We start from the raw sequence: 15822 nt of genomic DNA, 5'->3' as shown, positions 1-15822 counted from the left end.
TGAAAAACGCCGGACCTAAAAGCGGCAAACGCCCGGCCGCGCAAAAACGGGGCCGGGCGCTGCATATTGCAACTCGCTGCTACATGCCTGTTACAGGCTGCGAGCCACTTGGACTTTTTCGTACACTTCGATCTTGTCGCCAGGCTTGACGTCGTTGTAGCTCTTCACGCCAATACCGCACTCCATGCCGGCACGCACCTCGGACATGTCGTCCTTGAAGCGGCGCAGGGATTCCAGTTCGCCTTCGAAGATAACCACGTCTTCGCGCAGGACGCGGATCGGACGGTTACGGTGCACGATACCCTCGAGCACCATGCAACCGGCGATCGCGCCAAATTTCGGCGAACGGAACACGTCACGCACTTCGGCGATACCCAGGATATTCTCGCGAACATCGCTGCCGAGCATACCGGTCAGAGCTTTCTTGACGTCTTCGATGATGTCGTAGATCACGTTGTAGTAACGCATATCCAGACCTTCCTGCTCGACGATCTTGCGCGCGCCAGCATCGGCCCGCACGTTGAAGCCGAACAGTACAGCATTGGAGGCCAGCGCCAGGTTGGCATCGGATTCGGTGATACCACCGACGCCGCCACCGACCACACGCACTTGCACTTCATCGTTACCCAGGCCGCCGAGCGAGCCTTGCAAGGCTTCCAGCGAACCACGGACGTCGGATTTGAGGACGATATTGAGCGTCTTCTTCTCTTCCTGGCCCATGTTCTCGAAGATGTTCTCGAGCTTGCCGGCGTGAGCACGGGCCAGCTTGACTTCGCGGAACTTGCCTTGACGGAACATGGCCACTTCACGGGCCTTCTTCTCGTCGGTCAGCACGCTCATCTCGTCGCCCGCTTCCGGAGTGCCATCCAGACCGAGGATCTCGACCGGAATCGACGGACCTGCTTCCTTGATGGCCTTGCCGTTTTCATCGAGCATGGCGCGAATACGGCCGTAGTTCGAGCCGACCAGAATCATGTCGCCCTGGCGCAGCGTACCGTCCTGAACCAACACGGTGGCAACCGGGCCACGACCCTTGTCGAGACGCGACTCAACCACGACGCCACGACCAGGAGCGGACGGGGTCGCTTTAAGCTCGAGTACTTCGGCTTGCAGCAGGACCGCTTCCAGCAAATCGTCAACACCAGTACCGACTTTCGCCGATACCGAAACGAACGGCGTATCACCGCCCCACTCTTCGGACGTAACACCGTGAACGGACAGCTCGCTTCTGATGCGATCGAGATCGGCACCCGGCTTGTCGATCTTGTTCACGGCAACGACCAGCGGCACACCGGCGGCCTTGGCATGCTGAACCGCTTCAATGGTTTGCGGCATCACACCATCGTCCGCCGCTACAACCAGGATCACGATATCGGTCGCCTGGGCACCACGGGCACGCATGGCGGTAAACGCCGCGTGGCCCGGAGTATCAAGGAAGGTGACCATGCCGCGATCGGTTTCGACGTGGTAAGCGCCGATATGCTGAGTGATGCCGCCGGCTTCGCCTGCAGCCACTTTGGCGCGACGGATATAGTCGAGCAGCGAGGTCTTACCGTGGTCAACGTGACCCATTACGGTCACAACCGGCGCACGGGAGAAGGTCTCGCCTTCAAACTTCAGCGACTCGGCCAGCTGATCTTCCAGGGCGTTGTCGCTGACCAGTTTGACCTTATGGCCCAACTCTTCGGCGATCAACTGGGCAGTTTCCTGATCCAGTACCTGGTTGATGGTCACCGGAGTGCCCAGCTTGAACATGAACTTGATGACTTCAGCCGCTTTAACCGACATCTGCTGAGCCAACTCACCGACGGTGATGGTTTCGCCAATGGCGACATCACGTACGACCGGACCAGTCGGGCTGTGGAAGCCATGCTGATTGCGCTTCTTCAGCTTGGACTTGCCACGCCCACCACGACGATGGCTGTCGCTTTCTTCGTCGACGCTGCGCGGCGCCACACGGGGTGCCGGAGCCTTTTCCTTGACCGCAGGACGATGCTGGGTGGTCTTGCGATCACCACGACGATCGGCATCTTCATTACGCGGTTTGTCGGGACGGCGCGGTTCGTCTTTCTTGCGCTCTTCAACCACTGCAGCGACCACCGGCAACTCGACCGGCGCAACCGCTACAGCTGCAGTCGTCTCGTCAGCTTTGGCGCCAGGTACTTGAGCCTGCGCGCCATCCGCGGCGCGACGCTTGGCTTCTTCTTCTACCTTCACCCGTGCCGCTTCGGCGACCGCACGCTGTTCAGCCAGCTCACGCTGCTTCTCGGCCTCGATCTCTTCAGGGCTGCGCTTGACGAAGGTTTTCTTCTTGCGCACTTCAACGCTGATGGTCTTGCTACCTGCCACCCGAAGGGTGCTGGTGGTTTTACGCTGCAAGGTAATCTTGCGCGGCTCTTCAACCTTCACGCCGTGGCTGCTTTTGAGATGGGCAAGCAAAGCCTGCTTCTCGTTATCGGTAACAACTTGCTCGGCACTGCTGTGCGGCAAACCCGCCTCACGCATCTGCTGCAGCAGGCGCTCTACCGGTGTGTCGACCACTTGGGCCAGTTCTTTCACCGTGACTTGCGTCATGCACTTCTCTCCTCAGGCCGTAAAACTTACTCGAACCAATGGGCTCGGGCGGCCATGATCAGCTTGCCGGCACGCTCTGCGTCGATGCCGTCGATGTCGAGCAGGTCGTCAATCGACTGCTCGGCCAGGTCTTCGCGGGTAACCACACCGCGTACTGCCAGTTCTTGCGCCAAGCCTTTGTCCATACCCTCAAGTGAGAGCAGGTCTTCGGCCGGGTGGGCGTCTGCCAGTTTTTCTTCTGTGGCGATGGCCTTGGTCAACAGGCGATCTTTTGCCCGTGACCGTAGCTCGCTGACGATTTCTTCATCAAAACCATCGATGCTGAGCATCTCTTCCATCGGCACATAAGCGATTTCTTCCAGGCTGGTGAAGCCTTCTTCGACCAACACCTGGGCCAGCTCTTCGTCGACTTCCAGCTCGTCGATGAAGTGCTGCAGGATGTCGCCGGTTTCTGCTTGCTGCTTCGCCTGGATGTCCGCTTCGGTCATCACGTTCAGCGTCCAGCCAGTCAGTTGACTGGCCAAACGAACGTTCTGACCACCACGGCCAATAGCCTGCGCCAGGTTGTCTTCGCCGACGGCGATGTCCATGGCATGGGCATCCTCATCGACAATGATTGCAGCAACTTCCGCTGGCGACATGGCGTTGATCACAAACTGCGCGGGATTGTCATCCCACAGCACGATATCCACACGTTCGCCGGCCAACTCGCCGGATACTGCTTGCACGCGCGACCCACGCATGCCGATACAGGCACCTTGCGGGTCGATACGCTTGTCTTTGGAGCGCACGGCCAATTTGGCACGCGAACCAGGATCGCGCGCAGCAGCCATGACTTCGATCAGCTCTTCGGCGATCTCCGGCACTTCGATGCGGAACAATTCGATCAGCATTTCCGGCGCGGTACGCGAGAGGATCAACTGCGGACCGCGGTTCTCGGTGCGAATTTCCCTGAGCAAGGCACGAACCCGGGCACCGACGCGGAAAGTTTCCCGCGAGATGATGTCCTCGCGCGCCAGCAGCGCCTCGGCATTGTTACCCAGATCGATGATCACATTATCGCGAGTCACCTTCTTCACAGTGCCGGAGATGATTTCGCCCAAACGCCCACGGTAGGCTTCAACCACCTGGGCACGCTCGGCTTCGCGAACTTTCTGCACGATGACTTGCTTGGCGGTTTGCGCAGCAATACGACCGAACTCGATGGAGTCGATCTTTTCATCGAGCACATCACCGACTGCCGCATTGGCTTCAATCGCCCGCGGCATATCAACGGTAACTTGATGCGCAGGGTCATCGAAATCGGCTTCTTCAACCACTGTCCAGCAACGGAAAGTTTCATAGTTGCCAGTTTGGCGATTGATCGCCACACGCAACTCGACTTCGTCTTCAAAACGCTTTTTGGTGGCAGTGGCCAGGGCCAATTCCAGCGCCTCGAATATAACGCTAGCCGGTACGCCCTTTTCGTTGGACACCGACTCAACAACCAGCAGTACTTCTTTGCTCATCGTACGCCTCGCCTTTCGCAATCCATTGGATCCGCGGGATCCGCGTCTCAATCAAACCTGGGGATAATATTGGCCTTGTCGATCATGTCGATCGGCAACAGGAACTCATGGTCATCCACCTGCACCACCACGTCCTGTTCCTCCACGCCACGGAGGAGACCTTGAAAGTTACGGCGCCCCTCGAAAGGCGAACGCAGCTTGATTTTCACCTGCTCGCCGGCATGGCTGGCGAACTGTTGCAACGTGAACAGCGGCCGATCCATACCGGGCGAAGACACCTCCAGGGTGTATTCCGCGCTGATCGGATCCTCAACATCGAGGACACCACTGATCTGCCGACTGACCTTCTCGCAATCTTCGATAAGAACGCCATCGGCATGATCGATATAAATTCGCAGCAAAGAATGCCGCCCTTGCGACAGGAACTCGAGACCCCAGCATTCATAGCCGAGTGCTTCGACTACCGGGGCCACCAAGGCCTGCAACTGTTCTAGCTTGCTCGACACCTGAGCCCCTCGCGCATGCTGTGCAAATGAAAAATGGGCGAAACGCCCATCCCTTTAACCGACCTCTAAAGACCGGCAAATCTGTCTCCCAGCTAGCAAAAAGCCCCTGAAAAGGGGCTTTGCTGCTGGTCGCGGGAGGACTCTGGCTGAACCAACGACCTTCGGATTATGAGTCCGACGAGCCACCAGACCGCCCCATCCCACGTCAAAGCTGGGGCCGAAGTATACGACCGAACCCTCGCAAGGGTCAACCAGCGCTTCAGCAACAAGAAAGCCCGCATGCTGCGGGCTTTCTTGTAAATTGGTACCGAGGAGGGGACTCGAACCCCTACAGCCTATGGCCACTACCACCTCAAGGTAGCGTGTCTACCAATTCCACCACCTCGGCAAAATCACATATTACGCATTGCTTGTTACTGCTCTGAAGCCTGAGGTACGTCAGCCGCTTCAACAGCCGGCTTTTGCTCTTCGAGCACGGGCACATCTTCTACAGCTGGCTTGACCTGCTGCACTTCCAACACCGCTGGATCAGGCAAACCAACCTGAGTCAGCGCATCAGCCTTTTCTTTAGCAAAGAACGCTAAGCCCAAGCTAGTTAAGAAAAAAGCGGTGGCGAGTATAGCAGTAACGCGACTCAAAAAGGTAGAGGTACCTTGGCCACCGAAAACGGTACCTGAGGCACCAGAACCAAAAGACGCACCTGCATCCGCACCCTTGCCCTGCTGCAATAAAACCAGCGCAACCACACCGATCGCACCCAGCAGATGAATAACTACTACGCCTGTTTCCAGCATTATGTCAGCTTCCTGCGGCGCGACAAATCGCACCGAACTCATCCGCATTCAGAGAGGCCCCACCAACAAGCCCCCCATCGATATCTGGCATACCGAACAACTCGGCTGCATTGGCGGCCTTCACGCTGCCGCCATATAGAATTCTTACCGCACACGCCACTTCAGCACTCTGCGCGGCCAACTGCGCGCGGATAGCGGCATGTACCTGCTGCGCCTGCTCGGGTGACGCCGTCAGACCCGAACCAATAGCCCAGACCGGCTCATAGGCAACGACTGCCCGAGCAAAAGCCTCAATACCCAGGGCTTCGACAACGCTGGCCAACTGCGCACCAACAACATCGAGGGTCTTGCCCGCCTCTCGCTGCGCAAGGGTCTCACCCACGCACAACAACGGCGTCAAACCACAAGACTGCGCAGCAGCAAATTTGCGCGCCACCTCGGCATCGGTCTCACCAAGCAGCAAACGCCGCTCCGAATGACCAACCAACACCAGGGCACAGCCGACATCCTGCAACTGGCTGGCCGCGACCTCACCCGTAAGAGCGCCTTGTTCAGGATCGACCGCACAATCTTGCGCACCGACCGTAACACCCGTACCCACCAGACCACCGAAAACCTCAGCGACATGCAAAGAGCACGGAAAGACAGCCATCTCGACGTCAGCAGGTAACACCTGCTGACGCAAACCGTTGATCAGCTCTGCGACGCTGGCGCGGGTACCGTGCATTTTCCAGTTACCAGCTACCAAGGGGCGACGCATGCTTTACCTCATCGATCAAAGAGGGCGCAGATGTTACCCAACGGCACCGGGACTGGCAAGCGATCAAACACAGACCTCAGCAACAACCTTAGCCAATTCATCGGCATAGCCGCGCACCAGGGCCTCATCGTCGCCCTCGACCATCACCCGCAGCAACGGCTCGGTACCGGATTTGCGCAGCAGAACGCGACCGCGGCCCGCCATTTGCTCGGTCACCCGCGCACTGGCATCCCGCACAGCAGGGTGCTCGAGCGGGTCGACCCCACCGGAATAACGCACGTTGATCAGCACTTGCGGACACTTGCGCAAACCCTGCCGCGCCTCTGCCAAGCTCTGCCCGCGACGCCTTAGCGCCAGCAGCACCTGTAGCGCAGCGATGATCGCATCCCCCGTCGTGGTGTGCTGAAAACACACCAGGTGCCCCGAGTTCTCCCCACCCATCTGCCAGTTGCGCGCCAGCAGCTCGGCAACCACGTAGCGATCGCCGACCTTGGCCCGCACGAAGGGAATCCCCAGGTCGGCCAGCGCCAGCTCCAGGCCAAGATTGCTCATCAGGGTGCCGACCACACCGCCTTGCAACTTGCCGCGCTCCTGCAGATCACGCGCAATGATGAACAACAGCTCATCGCCATCAACCAAAGCGCCCGTGTGATCGACCATCAGCACACGATCCGCGTCGCCATCGAAGGCGATGCCCAGATCGGCCTGCTGCGCCACCACCGCGGCCTGCAAGGCTTCGACGTGGGTCGAACCGCAGTCATCATTGATATTCAGGCCGTCAGGCTGGGCCGAGAGCACTAAAACCTCGGCACCGAGTTCGCGAAACACGCTAGGCGCCACTTTGTAGGCCGCACCATTGGCGCAATCGATCACGATTTTCAGCCCGGCGAAATCGGTACTGCTCGGCACACTGCTCTTACAGAACTCGATATAGCGCCCCGCTGCATCGTTGATCCGCGACACCTTGCCCAACTGCCCGGACTCGACCACGGTCATCGGCGCATCGAGCAACTCCTCGATCATCAGCTCGATCTCGTCAGGCAGTTTGGTGCCCTGCCCCGAGAAAAACTTGATGCCGTTATCGTGATGCGGATTGTGCGAGGCACTGATGACGATACCGGCCTCGGCATGAAAGGTACGAGTCAGGTAGGCGATTGCCGGTGTCGGCATCGGCCCCAGCAACATGACATCGGCACCCGCCGCGGACAAGCCGGCCTCCAGCGCCGACTCGAACATGTAACCGGAAATCCGCGTGTCCTTGCCGATCAGAATTCGGCACTTACCTTGCTTGCGAAATGCCATGCCGGCGGCCCAGCCGAGCTTGAGCATAAAATCCGGGGTGATGGGAAACTCGCCGACACGCCCACGAATACCGTCGGTACCAAAATATTTTCTAGCCATGACCACGATTCCTTGATTACTTATTCAGCTGCTTCGACTGCAGCCAGCATACGCACCACATCGACGGTTTCCGCCACATCATGAACCCGCAGGATGTGCGCCCCCTTGGTTACCGCCAAGGCCGCCAGGGCAAGACTGCCGTATAGACGCCCACCAACCTCATGACCGAGCACCCGGCCGATCATGCTCTTGCGTGAAACGCCGACCAGCAGCGGCCGACCCAACTCATGCAGCGACTGCAAATCCTTGAACAAGCTGAGATTGTGCTCCTGAGTCTTGGCGAAGCCAAAGCCCGGATCGAGAATCAGCCGTTCGCGCGCAATCCCCGCCGCCGCACAGGCCGCCATGCGCTCGAGCAGAAAGTCGCGCACCTCGACCAGTACATCGGAATATTGAGGACTCTGCTGCATGGTGGTCGGCTCGCCGCGCATATGCATCAGGCACACCGGCAAACCGCTATCGGCGGCGGCATCCAGCGCCCCATCACGCTGCAACGAACGTACATCATTGAGCAAGCCAGCCCCGAGACGTGCAGTTTCACGCATCACCGCGGGCGTCGAGGTATCCACCGAGATGATCACATCCAGCTCGGCAGCAATGGCCTCGACAATTGGCGCAACGCGCTCCAGCTCTTCAACCGGCGACACCGCTCGCGCCCCGGGACGCGTGGACTCGCCACCGACATCGATCAGGCTGGCGCCAGCCCGCACCATCGCTTCGGCATGGCGCAAGGCCGCGTCGCGCTGGCCGAAACGACCGCCATCGGAAAAGGAATCGGGAGTGACATTGAGGATACCCATCACCTGTGGACGGGTTAAATCAAGAAACCGGCTGCCACAAGGCAGCCGGTTCAGATGGCACACTTCAGACATCGTGATCCTTAATGCTCGGCAGCAGGGCCACCGATAGGCTTCTCTGGACGATCCGTTTCGTCGGGACTGGCCGCTGGCGTACCGGCATCACCACCACCGCTCCAGTCGCGCGGCTCACGTGGAACACGGCCATTCATGATTTCTTCGATCTGCTCGGCATCGATGGTTTCGTACTTCATCAAGGCCTCAGCCATGGCATCGAGCTTGTCGCGATTCTCTTCCAGCAGACGCTTGGCAGTGCCGTAGCACTGATCGATGATGCTGCGCACTTCCTGATCGATCACCTTGGCCGTCTCGGCCGAGACATTGGTGTGCTGACTGCCCATGCTACGGCCCAGGAAGACTTCACCTTCCTCTTCGGCATACATCAGCGGACCGAGCTTCTCGGACAAGCCCCACTTGGTCACCATGTTGCGCGCCAGCTGGGTGGCACGCATGATGTCGTTCGATGCGCCAGTGGTCACGCCATCGAAGCCCAGGGTCATTTCTTCGGCAATACGACCACCGAACAGCGAGCAGATCTGACTGGTCAGGGCGCGCTTGCTCAGGCTGTAGCGATCCTCTTCCGGCAGGAACATGGTCACGCCCAAGGCACGACCGCGCGGGATGATCGACACCTTGTAGACCGGGTCATGCTCGGGCACCAGGCGCCCGACAATGGCATGGCCGGCTTCATGGAACGCCGTATTGAGCTTTTCCTTGTCCGACATGACCATGGATTTGCGCTCGGCGCCCATCATGATCTTGTCCTTGGCTAGCTCGAACTCTTTCATCTCAACCACGCGCTTGCCGGAACGTGCGGCAAACAACGAGGCCTCATTGACCAGGTTAGCTAGGTCGGCACCGGAGAACCCCGGAGTCCCACGAGCAATCATCGCAGGCTCGACATTTTCGCCCATAGGCACTTTGCGCATGTGCACTTTGAGAATCTGCTCGCGGCCACGAATATCCGGCAGACTGACCACCACCTGGCGATCGAAGCGACCGGGACGCAACAGCGCAGGATCGAGCACATCAGGACGGTTAGTGGCGGCAATGACGATGACACCATCGTTCGCCTCGAAGCCGTCCATCTCCACCAGCAACTGGTTGAGGGTCTGCTCACGCTCGTCATGACCGCCGCCCATACCGGCGCCACGATGGCGACCGACGGCATCGATTTCGTCGATAAAGATGATGCATGGCGCATGTTTCTTCGCTTGCTCGAACATATCGCGCACGCGGGACGCACCCACCCCGACGAACATCTCGACGAAATCCGAGCCGGAAATGGTGAAGAACGGCACTTTCGCTTCACCGGCAACCGCCTTGGCCAGCAAGGTCTTGCCGGTACCGGGCGAACCGACCATCAGTACGCCACGCGGAATACGCCCGCCGAGGCGCTGGAATTTGCCCGGATCACGCAGGAACTCGACCAATTCGCTGACTTCTTCCTTGGCCTCGTCGCAACCGGCGACGTCAGCGAAGGTGGTCTTGACCTGATCTTCCGAGAGCAGGCGCGCCTTGCTCTTGCCGAAGCTCATGGGCCCGCCCTTGCCGCCCGCACCGCCCTGCATTTGGCGCATGAAGAACATGAACACCGCAATGATCACCAAAATCGGAAAGCTGGCCACCAGCAACTGAGTCCAGATGCTTTGCTGCTCAGGTTGCTTACCGATTACCTGCACATTGTTGTCGATCAGATCTTTGATCAGGCCATTGTCCTGAATTGCCGGACGTACGGTCTCAAAAGAGGAACCATCGCCACGCACGCCGCTGATAATGAAACCATCAACAGTGACCCGCTGAACCGCGCCATCTTGAACCTGCTGGATAAACTCCGAGTAATTGAGCTTAGTGGACTCGTTCGGACTGGAGAAATTGTTCATCACCGTCACAAGGACTGCCGCGATGATCAGCCACAGGATCAGATTCTTTGCCATGTCGTTCAATTAGCTACCCTCTGAAGCAGGCCCCGTGCCGAAGCGCACTTCGCATGACGACCAGTTATGTACCGATCTAACTTACTACACTACGCCCGCACCTGGCAGGCGCCGTCTGTAACCCTTTATTTTAGGCGCCCATTAGGTCGCAGCACCCATATGACATAGGACTGGCACGCCAGCCCTTGGTTGCATCCATCTAGCCGCCACGAAAGCCACGTCCGAGCATGTATTGCTCACGCGAGCGATCACGCGAAGACAAGGGCTTGCGCATTTGTACCTTGTCGAACATTTCGCGCACCTGCTTATGGTAATGGTCGAAACCTTCGCCCTGGAAAATCTTGATCAGGAAATCCCCACCCGGACGCAGTACCCGCCCTGCCAAGTCCAGCGCCAATTCGCACAGGTACATGGCACGTGCCTGATCGGCAGTCCTTACTCCACTCATATTGGGGGCCATATCGGAAATCACAAGGTCTACCGGATTACCGCCAATCGCGTCGAGGATCTGCGCGAACACCGCATCGTCCGTGAAATCGCCCTGAATGAAGGTGACATCAGGGATGCTGTCCATTTCTAGAATATCGGAGGCGATCAGGGTTCCCTTGTCGCCAATCAGCCGACTGGTGACCTGCGACCAGCCTCCTGGCGCAGCCCCCAGATCAACCACCGTGATACCCGGGCGCAGGATACGATCCTTTTCCTGAATCTCCAGCAGCTTATAGCTGGCGCGCGAGCGATAGCCATCCTTTTGCGCCATTTTGACGTAAGGGTCATCGAAATGTTCTTTCAGCCAACGCTGGCTGGTCTTGGAACGGGCCACGCAATACCTCGAATTGTGCAGAGCATGAATATCTGGGCGGCGACCAAGGCGCTCGGGTAAACTGATCGCCGTTTTTTACCAGATTAAATGCAGGAATCAGATTATGCCGCTCACTCAAGAGCAGAAGAAACAATTCAAATCTATCGGCCACCACCTGAAGCCCGTATTGATCGTGGCTGACAATGGCTTGACCGAAGGCGTGCTGGCCGAACTGGAGCGTGCCCTGAGTGACCATGAACTGATTAAAGTGCAATTGCGCGTCGTCGAGCGCGAAAGCCGCCTTACCGCCATTAACCAGCTGTGCAAAGCCGGCCATGCCGACCTGGTGCAGGTCATCGGCAAGATGGCGCTGATCTACCGCAAGAACCCCAAGGTCAATAAAAACCTCTCCAACGTCCATCGCCATCACGGCTGATAGCCTCAAGCTGCACGCTTCTTGCCTTACTTGAAGCCTGCAGCTTATCGCTTGCCGCTGCCGGGCACCGACTGCAGCACCAGCAGCAAACCGCAAAACGCCATCACCAGATAGCTGAACATCAGCCAGAGCCCGCCACCAGACCAGAAATGGCGCACGCCAAAGTAACTGACTGCCATCACCAGCACCGTCAATAGCAATTGCCCGCGAATATCGCGCCACAGGCTGGCCAAACGCTCGGCACGGATCAGCACCAGAATCTGCAACCCCGCACAAAACCCCGCCAGACCCACCAATAGCGGACGAACGACGTTGGCGATTTCCTCGACCAGCAACGGCGCCAAGCCCAGCTTGGCGATCGCCGGCAACAGCAAAAAATGCAACAACCACAGACCGCCGACCCAGAGGGTCTGGGCCAGCAGCCAGCTTATCGCCCCAGCATTGAACGTGCCGGACCTAGATATGGCGAACCTCGACAATCTCGTACTCAACGATGCCATTGGGGGTCTTGACCACCACCACATCGCCTTCTTCCTTGCCGACCAGCGCGCGTGCGATAGGCGAACCCACCGACAGCTTGCCGAGCCGGATATCGGCCTCGTCTGCACCAACGATCTGATAGGTCACGCTTTCGTCGGTTTCGACGTTGGCGATCTCCACGGTGGTGCCGAATATCACTTTGCCGGTGTGCGCAATGCTGGTGACATCAATGACCACGGCGTTCTGCATGCGGCCTTCGATATCACGAATACGCGCCTCGACCATGCCCTGCTGCTCGCGGGCGGCATGGTATTCGGCGTTTTCCTTGAGGTCACCCAGCTCACGCGCGGTGCCGATGTCCTGACTGAGCTTGGGCCGCATCACCTTGGTCAGGTGAGCCAGCTCCTCTTCCAAGGCGCGTGCGCCCTGGACGGTCATTGGGTATTTAGTCATGCCTTGATTCCTGCATGGAGATCTTGCAAACGACGCACAGTCCTCTCGGGACCGAACTTGAGCGCCTCACAAATCGCCTCACCGGCGGCCAATGTGGTGGTGCAGCAGATTCGATGCTGCAGCGCATTACGCCGAATGGAATAGGAGTCAGCGATCGACTGACGACCTTCGGTGGTGTTGATGATCAACGTGACTTCGTCATTCTTGATCATGTCGACCACATGGGGACGCCCCTCGGTTACCTTGTTCACCCGGCGTACCGGCAAGCCAGCCGCCTCGATCACCTTGGCGGTCCCCGACGTGGCAACCACGTCAAACCCCAGCTCGACCAGGCTACGCGCCAACTCTGCCACCAGCGGCTTGTCGTCATCGCGCACGCTGATAAAGGCGCAGCCACTATTGGGCAGGATTTCACTGGCGCCCAACTGGGCCTTGGCAAATGCCTCACCGAAGGTATCGCCGACGCCCATCACTTCACCGGTCGACTTCATTTCCGGGCCGAGGATAGGGTCGACACCAGGAAACTTGGAGAAGGGGAATACTGCTTCCTTGACGCTGTAGAAGTTCGGAATGATTTCGTCGGTGAAGCCGACTTCCGCCAGGGTCTTGCCGGCCATCACCCGAGCACCCAACATCGCCAGGGAGATGCCGATGCACTTGGAGACGAACGGCACGGTCCGCGAGGCGCGCGGATTGACTTCGATTACGAAGATATCCTCGCCCTGCACCGCCATCTGCACGTTCATCAGGCCGATCACGCCGAGCTCCAGGGCCATTTTCTTGACCTGGTCGCGGATTTCGTCCTGGATATGCGCCGGCAGCGAATACGGCGGCAACGAACAAGCCGAGTCACCGGAGTGCACGCCTGCCTGCTCGATATGCTGCATGATCGCGCCGATCACCACGGTTTCACCGTCGCTAATGGCATCGATATCGACTTCGATGGCGCAGTTGAGGAAGTGATCGAGCAGCACCGGGCTGTCATTCGACACTTTCACCGCTTCGCGCATGTAGCGCTTGAGCTCTTCTTCCTGGTAGACGATTTCCATCGCCCGGCCGCCCAGCACATAGGACGGACGCACCACCAGCGGATAACCAATGACCTTGGACGCTGCCAGGGCCTCGTCTTCACTGCGCGCCGTGGCATTGGCCGGCTGACGCAAGCCCAGACGCTGAACCATCTGCTGGAAACGCTCACGGTCTTCGGCGCGATCAATGGCCTCAGGGCTGGTGCCGATAATCGGCACGCCAGCTTCTTCCAGTGCGCGACAGATTTTCAGCGGGGTCTGCCCGCCGTACTGCACGATCACGCCTTTTGGCTGCTCGACACGGACGATTTCCAGCACGTCCTCCAGGGTGACCGGCTCGAAATACAGGCGGTCGGAAGTGTCGTAGTCGGTGGAGACGGTTTCCGGGTTGCAGTTGACCATGATGGTCTCGTAACCGTCTTCACGCAGCGCCAATGCGGCATGCACGCAGCAGTAGTCGAACTCGATGCCCTGGCCGATACGGTTCGGTCCGCCACCGAGAATCATGATTTTGTCGCGGCTCGACGGCGCCGCCTCGCACTCTTCCTCGTAGGTCGAATACATGTAGGCGGTGTCGCTGGCGAACTCGGCGGCGCAGGTGTCGACGCGCTTATACACCGGCAGTACTTTCAGCTTGTGGCGGTGGCTGCGCAGGCTCTTTTCGGAGACGCCGAGCAGCTTGGCCAGACGGATGTCGGAGAAACCCTTGCGCTTGAGCTTGTACATCAGGTCGCGATCGATGCTGGCCAGCCCCAGGGTCTTGATCTTTTCCTCGTCCTTGACCAGGTCCTCGATCTGCACCAGGAACCACTCGTCGATGCGGGTCAGCTCGAACACTTCGGCAACGGTCTTGCCGGCACGGAAGGCGTCAGCCAGATACCAGATGCGGTCGGCACCCGGCACGGTCAGCTCGCGCTTGAGGGTACTTTCTGCATCCGGGTCGTTCGGATCGAGCATCGGATCGAAGCCGGAAACCCCGACTTCCAGGCCGCGCAAGGCTTTCTGCATGGATTCCTGGAAGGTGCGGCCGATGGCCATGACTTCACCGACCGACTTCATCTGGGTGGTCAGGCGGGCATCGGCCTTGGGGAATTTCTCGAAGGCGAAACGCGGGATCTTGGTCACGACATAGTCGATGGCCGGCTCGAAGGACGCCGGGGTACGGCCGCCGGTGATGTCGTTGGACAGCTCGTCGAGGGTGTAACCCACCGCCAACTTGGCGGCGATCTTGGCGATCGGAAAACCGGTAGCCTTGGAGGCCAGCGCCGAGGAACGCGATACCCGCGGGTTCATCTCGATCACCACCATGCGCCCGGTGTCTGGGCAGATGCCGAACTGCACGTTGGAGCCGCCGGTTTCCACGCCGATCTCACGCAGCACCGCCAGCGAAGCGTTACGCAGGATCTGGTATTCCTTGTCGGTCAGGGTTTGTGCCGGAGCCACGGTGATCGAGTCACCGGTGTGCACACCCATCGGATCGAAGTTCTCGATGGCGCAGACGATGATGCAGTTGTCCTTCTTGTCGCGGACCACCTCCATCTCGTATTCCTTCCAGCCGATCAGCGACTCGTCGATCAGCAGTTCGCTGGTCGGTGACAAATCGATACCGCGGGCGCAGATTTCCTCGAACTCTTCCCGGTTGTAGGCGATGCCGCCGCCAGTGCCGCCCATGGTGAAGGACGGACGAATGATGCAGGGGAAGCCGACCTTCTCGAGTACGACGTAGGCTTCTTCCATGTTATGGGCGATGCCGGAAATCGGGCAGGCCAGACCGATGTCTTTCATCGCCTTGTCGAAACGCGAACGGTCTTCGGCCTTGTCGATGGTGTCGGCGTTGGCACCGATCATTTCCACACCGAATTTTTCCAGAATGCCGTGTTTTTCCAGATCCAGCGCGCAGTTCAGCGCGGTCTGCCCGCCCATGGTCGGCAGCAGGGCGTCCGGACGCTCCTTCTCGATAATCTTGGCCACGGTCGACCATTTGATCGGTTCGATGTAGGTGGCGTCGGCCATGGCCGGGTCGGTCATGATGGTGGCGGGGTTGGAGTTCACCAGGATGACGCGGTAGCCCTCTTCTCTCAAGGCCTTGCAGGCCTGGGCACCGGAATAGTCGAACTCGCAGGCCTGGCCGATAACGATCGGGCCAGCACCGAGGATCAGGATGCTTTTAATGTCTGTACGTTTTGGCATGTTATCTACTCGAATCCTTGGGTCAGTCGGCGAGTCATCTTGAGGGTTACCGCGCGCCGCCTGGGCGGCGTTGCGCGGCACTCACTGTCTCGCCGT

Annotated in this window: 13 protein-coding genes and 1 tRNA gene; 1 reads left to right on the top strand and 13 read right to left on the bottom strand. The window is 59.0% G+C overall.

Annotation, left to right across the window (positions count from 1 at the left end):
- Nucleotides 1-90 precede the first annotated feature (90 nt).
- From infB to rlmE, 10 genes are all read right to left on the bottom strand, one after another.
- Entirely contained in the window at nucleotides 91-2574 is a 2484-nt protein-coding gene (gene infB, locus VCJ09_RS04275; RefSeq protein ID WP_324733270.1) for a translation initiation factor IF-2, read from the bottom strand.
- Nucleotides 2575-2600: 26 nt separating this feature from the next.
- Nucleotides 2601-4082: a transcription termination factor NusA gene (gene nusA, locus VCJ09_RS04270; protein WP_324733269.1), complete on the bottom strand. Its 1482-nt coding sequence runs from the start codon at nucleotides 4080-4082 to the stop codon at nucleotides 2601-2603.
- Between the two features lie 47 nt (nucleotides 4083-4129).
- Entirely contained in the window at nucleotides 4130-4588 is a 459-nt protein-coding gene (gene rimP, locus VCJ09_RS04265; RefSeq protein WP_079204776.1) for a ribosome maturation factor RimP, read from the bottom strand.
- Nucleotides 4589-4890: 302 nt separating this feature from the next.
- A tRNA-Leu gene (locus VCJ09_RS04260) sits at nucleotides 4891-4976 on the bottom strand.
- A gap of 25 nt (nucleotides 4977-5001) precedes the next feature.
- The gene (gene secG, locus VCJ09_RS04255) at nucleotides 5002-5382 is read right to left on the bottom strand and encodes a preprotein translocase subunit SecG (protein WP_324733268.1); all 381 of its coding nucleotides are present in this window, start codon (nucleotides 5380-5382) and stop codon (nucleotides 5002-5004) included.
- Nucleotides 5383-5386: 4 nt separating this feature from the next.
- Nucleotides 5387-6142: a triose-phosphate isomerase gene (tpiA, locus tag VCJ09_RS04250; protein WP_324733267.1), complete on the bottom strand. Its 756-nt coding sequence runs from the start codon at nucleotides 6140-6142 to the stop codon at nucleotides 5387-5389.
- A 63-nt stretch (nucleotides 6143-6205) separates the two neighbouring features.
- Complete coding sequence (gene glmM, locus VCJ09_RS04245) at nucleotides 6206-7543, bottom strand: phosphoglucosamine mutase (protein ID WP_324733266.1); 1338 nt, start codon at nucleotides 7541-7543, stop codon at nucleotides 6206-6208.
- A 20-nt stretch (nucleotides 7544-7563) separates the two neighbouring features.
- Nucleotides 7564-8415, bottom strand: a complete 852-nt coding sequence (folP, locus tag VCJ09_RS04240; protein ID WP_324733265.1) for a dihydropteroate synthase — start codon at nucleotides 8413-8415, stop codon at nucleotides 7564-7566.
- Nucleotides 8416-8423: 8 nt separating this feature from the next.
- Nucleotides 8424-10337, bottom strand: a complete 1914-nt coding sequence (ftsH, locus tag VCJ09_RS04235; protein WP_324733264.1) for an ATP-dependent zinc metalloprotease FtsH — start codon at nucleotides 10335-10337, stop codon at nucleotides 8424-8426.
- A gap of 199 nt (nucleotides 10338-10536) precedes the next feature.
- Nucleotides 10537-11160 (bottom strand): 23S rRNA (uridine(2552)-2'-O)-methyltransferase RlmE, encoded by a 624-nt coding sequence (gene rlmE / locus VCJ09_RS04230; RefSeq protein WP_324733263.1) that lies wholly within the window; start codon nucleotides 11158-11160, stop codon nucleotides 10537-10539.
- Nucleotides 11161-11263: 103 nt separating this feature from the next.
- Between rlmE and yhbY the strand changes: the two genes are divergently transcribed.
- Nucleotides 11264-11575: a ribosome assembly RNA-binding protein YhbY gene (gene yhbY / locus VCJ09_RS04225; protein WP_324733262.1), complete on the top strand. Its 312-nt coding sequence runs from the start codon at nucleotides 11264-11266 to the stop codon at nucleotides 11573-11575.
- Between the two features lie 44 nt (nucleotides 11576-11619).
- Here yhbY and VCJ09_RS04220 read toward each other — a convergent pair whose 3' ends face one another.
- The 3 genes from VCJ09_RS04220 to carB are packed head-to-tail and all read right to left on the bottom strand — an operon-like array spanning nucleotide 11620 to nucleotide 15726.
- Complete coding sequence (locus VCJ09_RS04220; RefSeq protein WP_324733261.1) at nucleotides 11620-12075, bottom strand: DUF4149 domain-containing protein; 456 nt, start codon at nucleotides 12073-12075, stop codon at nucleotides 11620-11622.
- A complete protein-coding gene (greA, locus tag VCJ09_RS04215; RefSeq protein WP_324733260.1) occupies nucleotides 12032-12508 on the bottom strand; it encodes a transcription elongation factor GreA in 477 nt (158 codons plus the stop codon). Before greA ends, VCJ09_RS04220 begins: the two co-directional genes overlap by 44 nt.
- Nucleotides 12505-15726, bottom strand: coding sequence for a carbamoyl-phosphate synthase large subunit (gene carB / locus VCJ09_RS04210; RefSeq protein WP_324733259.1), 3222 nt, complete (start codon nucleotides 15724-15726; stop codon nucleotides 12505-12507). Before carB ends, greA begins: the two co-directional genes overlap by 4 nt.
- Between the last annotated feature and the right edge of the window lie 96 nt (nucleotides 15727-15822).

Source organism: Pseudomonas paeninsulae, from assembly GCF_035621475.1.
Taxonomy (GTDB): Bacteria; Pseudomonadota; Gammaproteobacteria; order Pseudomonadales; family Pseudomonadaceae; genus Aquipseudomonas; species Aquipseudomonas paeninsulae.
The sequence above is the reverse complement of the archived record's forward strand: the minus strand, read 5'-3'. Positions and strand labels throughout refer to the sequence as shown.

What these genes read in the sequence shown, in the direction of transcription:
- infB (WP_324733270.1), bottom strand. Translation starts at nt 2,574, where the DNA reads ATGACGCAAGTCACGGTGAAAGAACTGGCCCAAGTGGTCGACACACCG.
- nusA (WP_324733269.1), bottom strand. Translation starts at nt 4,082, where the DNA reads ATGAGCAAAGAAGTACTGCTGGTTGTTGAGTCGGTGTCCAACGAAAAG.
- secG (WP_324733268.1), bottom strand. Translation starts at nt 5,382, where the DNA reads ATGCTGGAAACAGGCGTAGTAGTTATTCATCTGCTGGGTGCGATCGGT.
- tpiA (WP_324733267.1), bottom strand. Translation starts at nt 6,142, where the DNA reads ATGCGTCGCCCCTTGGTAGCTGGTAACTGGAAAATGCACGGTACCCGC.
- glmM (WP_324733266.1), bottom strand. Translation starts at nt 7,543, where the DNA reads ATGGCTAGAAAATATTTTGGTACCGACGGTATTCGTGGGCGTGTCGGC.
- folP (WP_324733265.1), bottom strand. Translation starts at nt 8,415, where the DNA reads ATGTCTGAAGTGTGCCATCTGAACCGGCTGCCTTGTGGCAGCCGGTTT.
- ftsH (WP_324733264.1), bottom strand. Translation starts at nt 10,337, where the DNA reads ATGGCAAAGAATCTGATCCTGTGGCTGATCATCGCGGCAGTCCTTGTG.
- yhbY (WP_324733262.1), top strand. Translation starts at nt 11,264, where the DNA reads ATGCCGCTCACTCAAGAGCAGAAGAAACAATTCAAATCTATCGGCCAC.
- VCJ09_RS04220 (WP_324733261.1), bottom strand. Translation starts at nt 12,075, where the DNA reads ATGGCATCGTTGAGTACGAGATTGTCGAGGTTCGCCATATCTAGGTCC.
- greA (WP_324733260.1), bottom strand. Translation starts at nt 12,508, where the DNA reads ATGACTAAATACCCAATGACCGTCCAGGGCGCACGCGCCTTGGAAGAG.
- carB (WP_324733259.1), bottom strand. Translation starts at nt 15,726, where the DNA reads ATGCCAAAACGTACAGACATTAAAAGCATCCTGATCCTCGGTGCTGGC.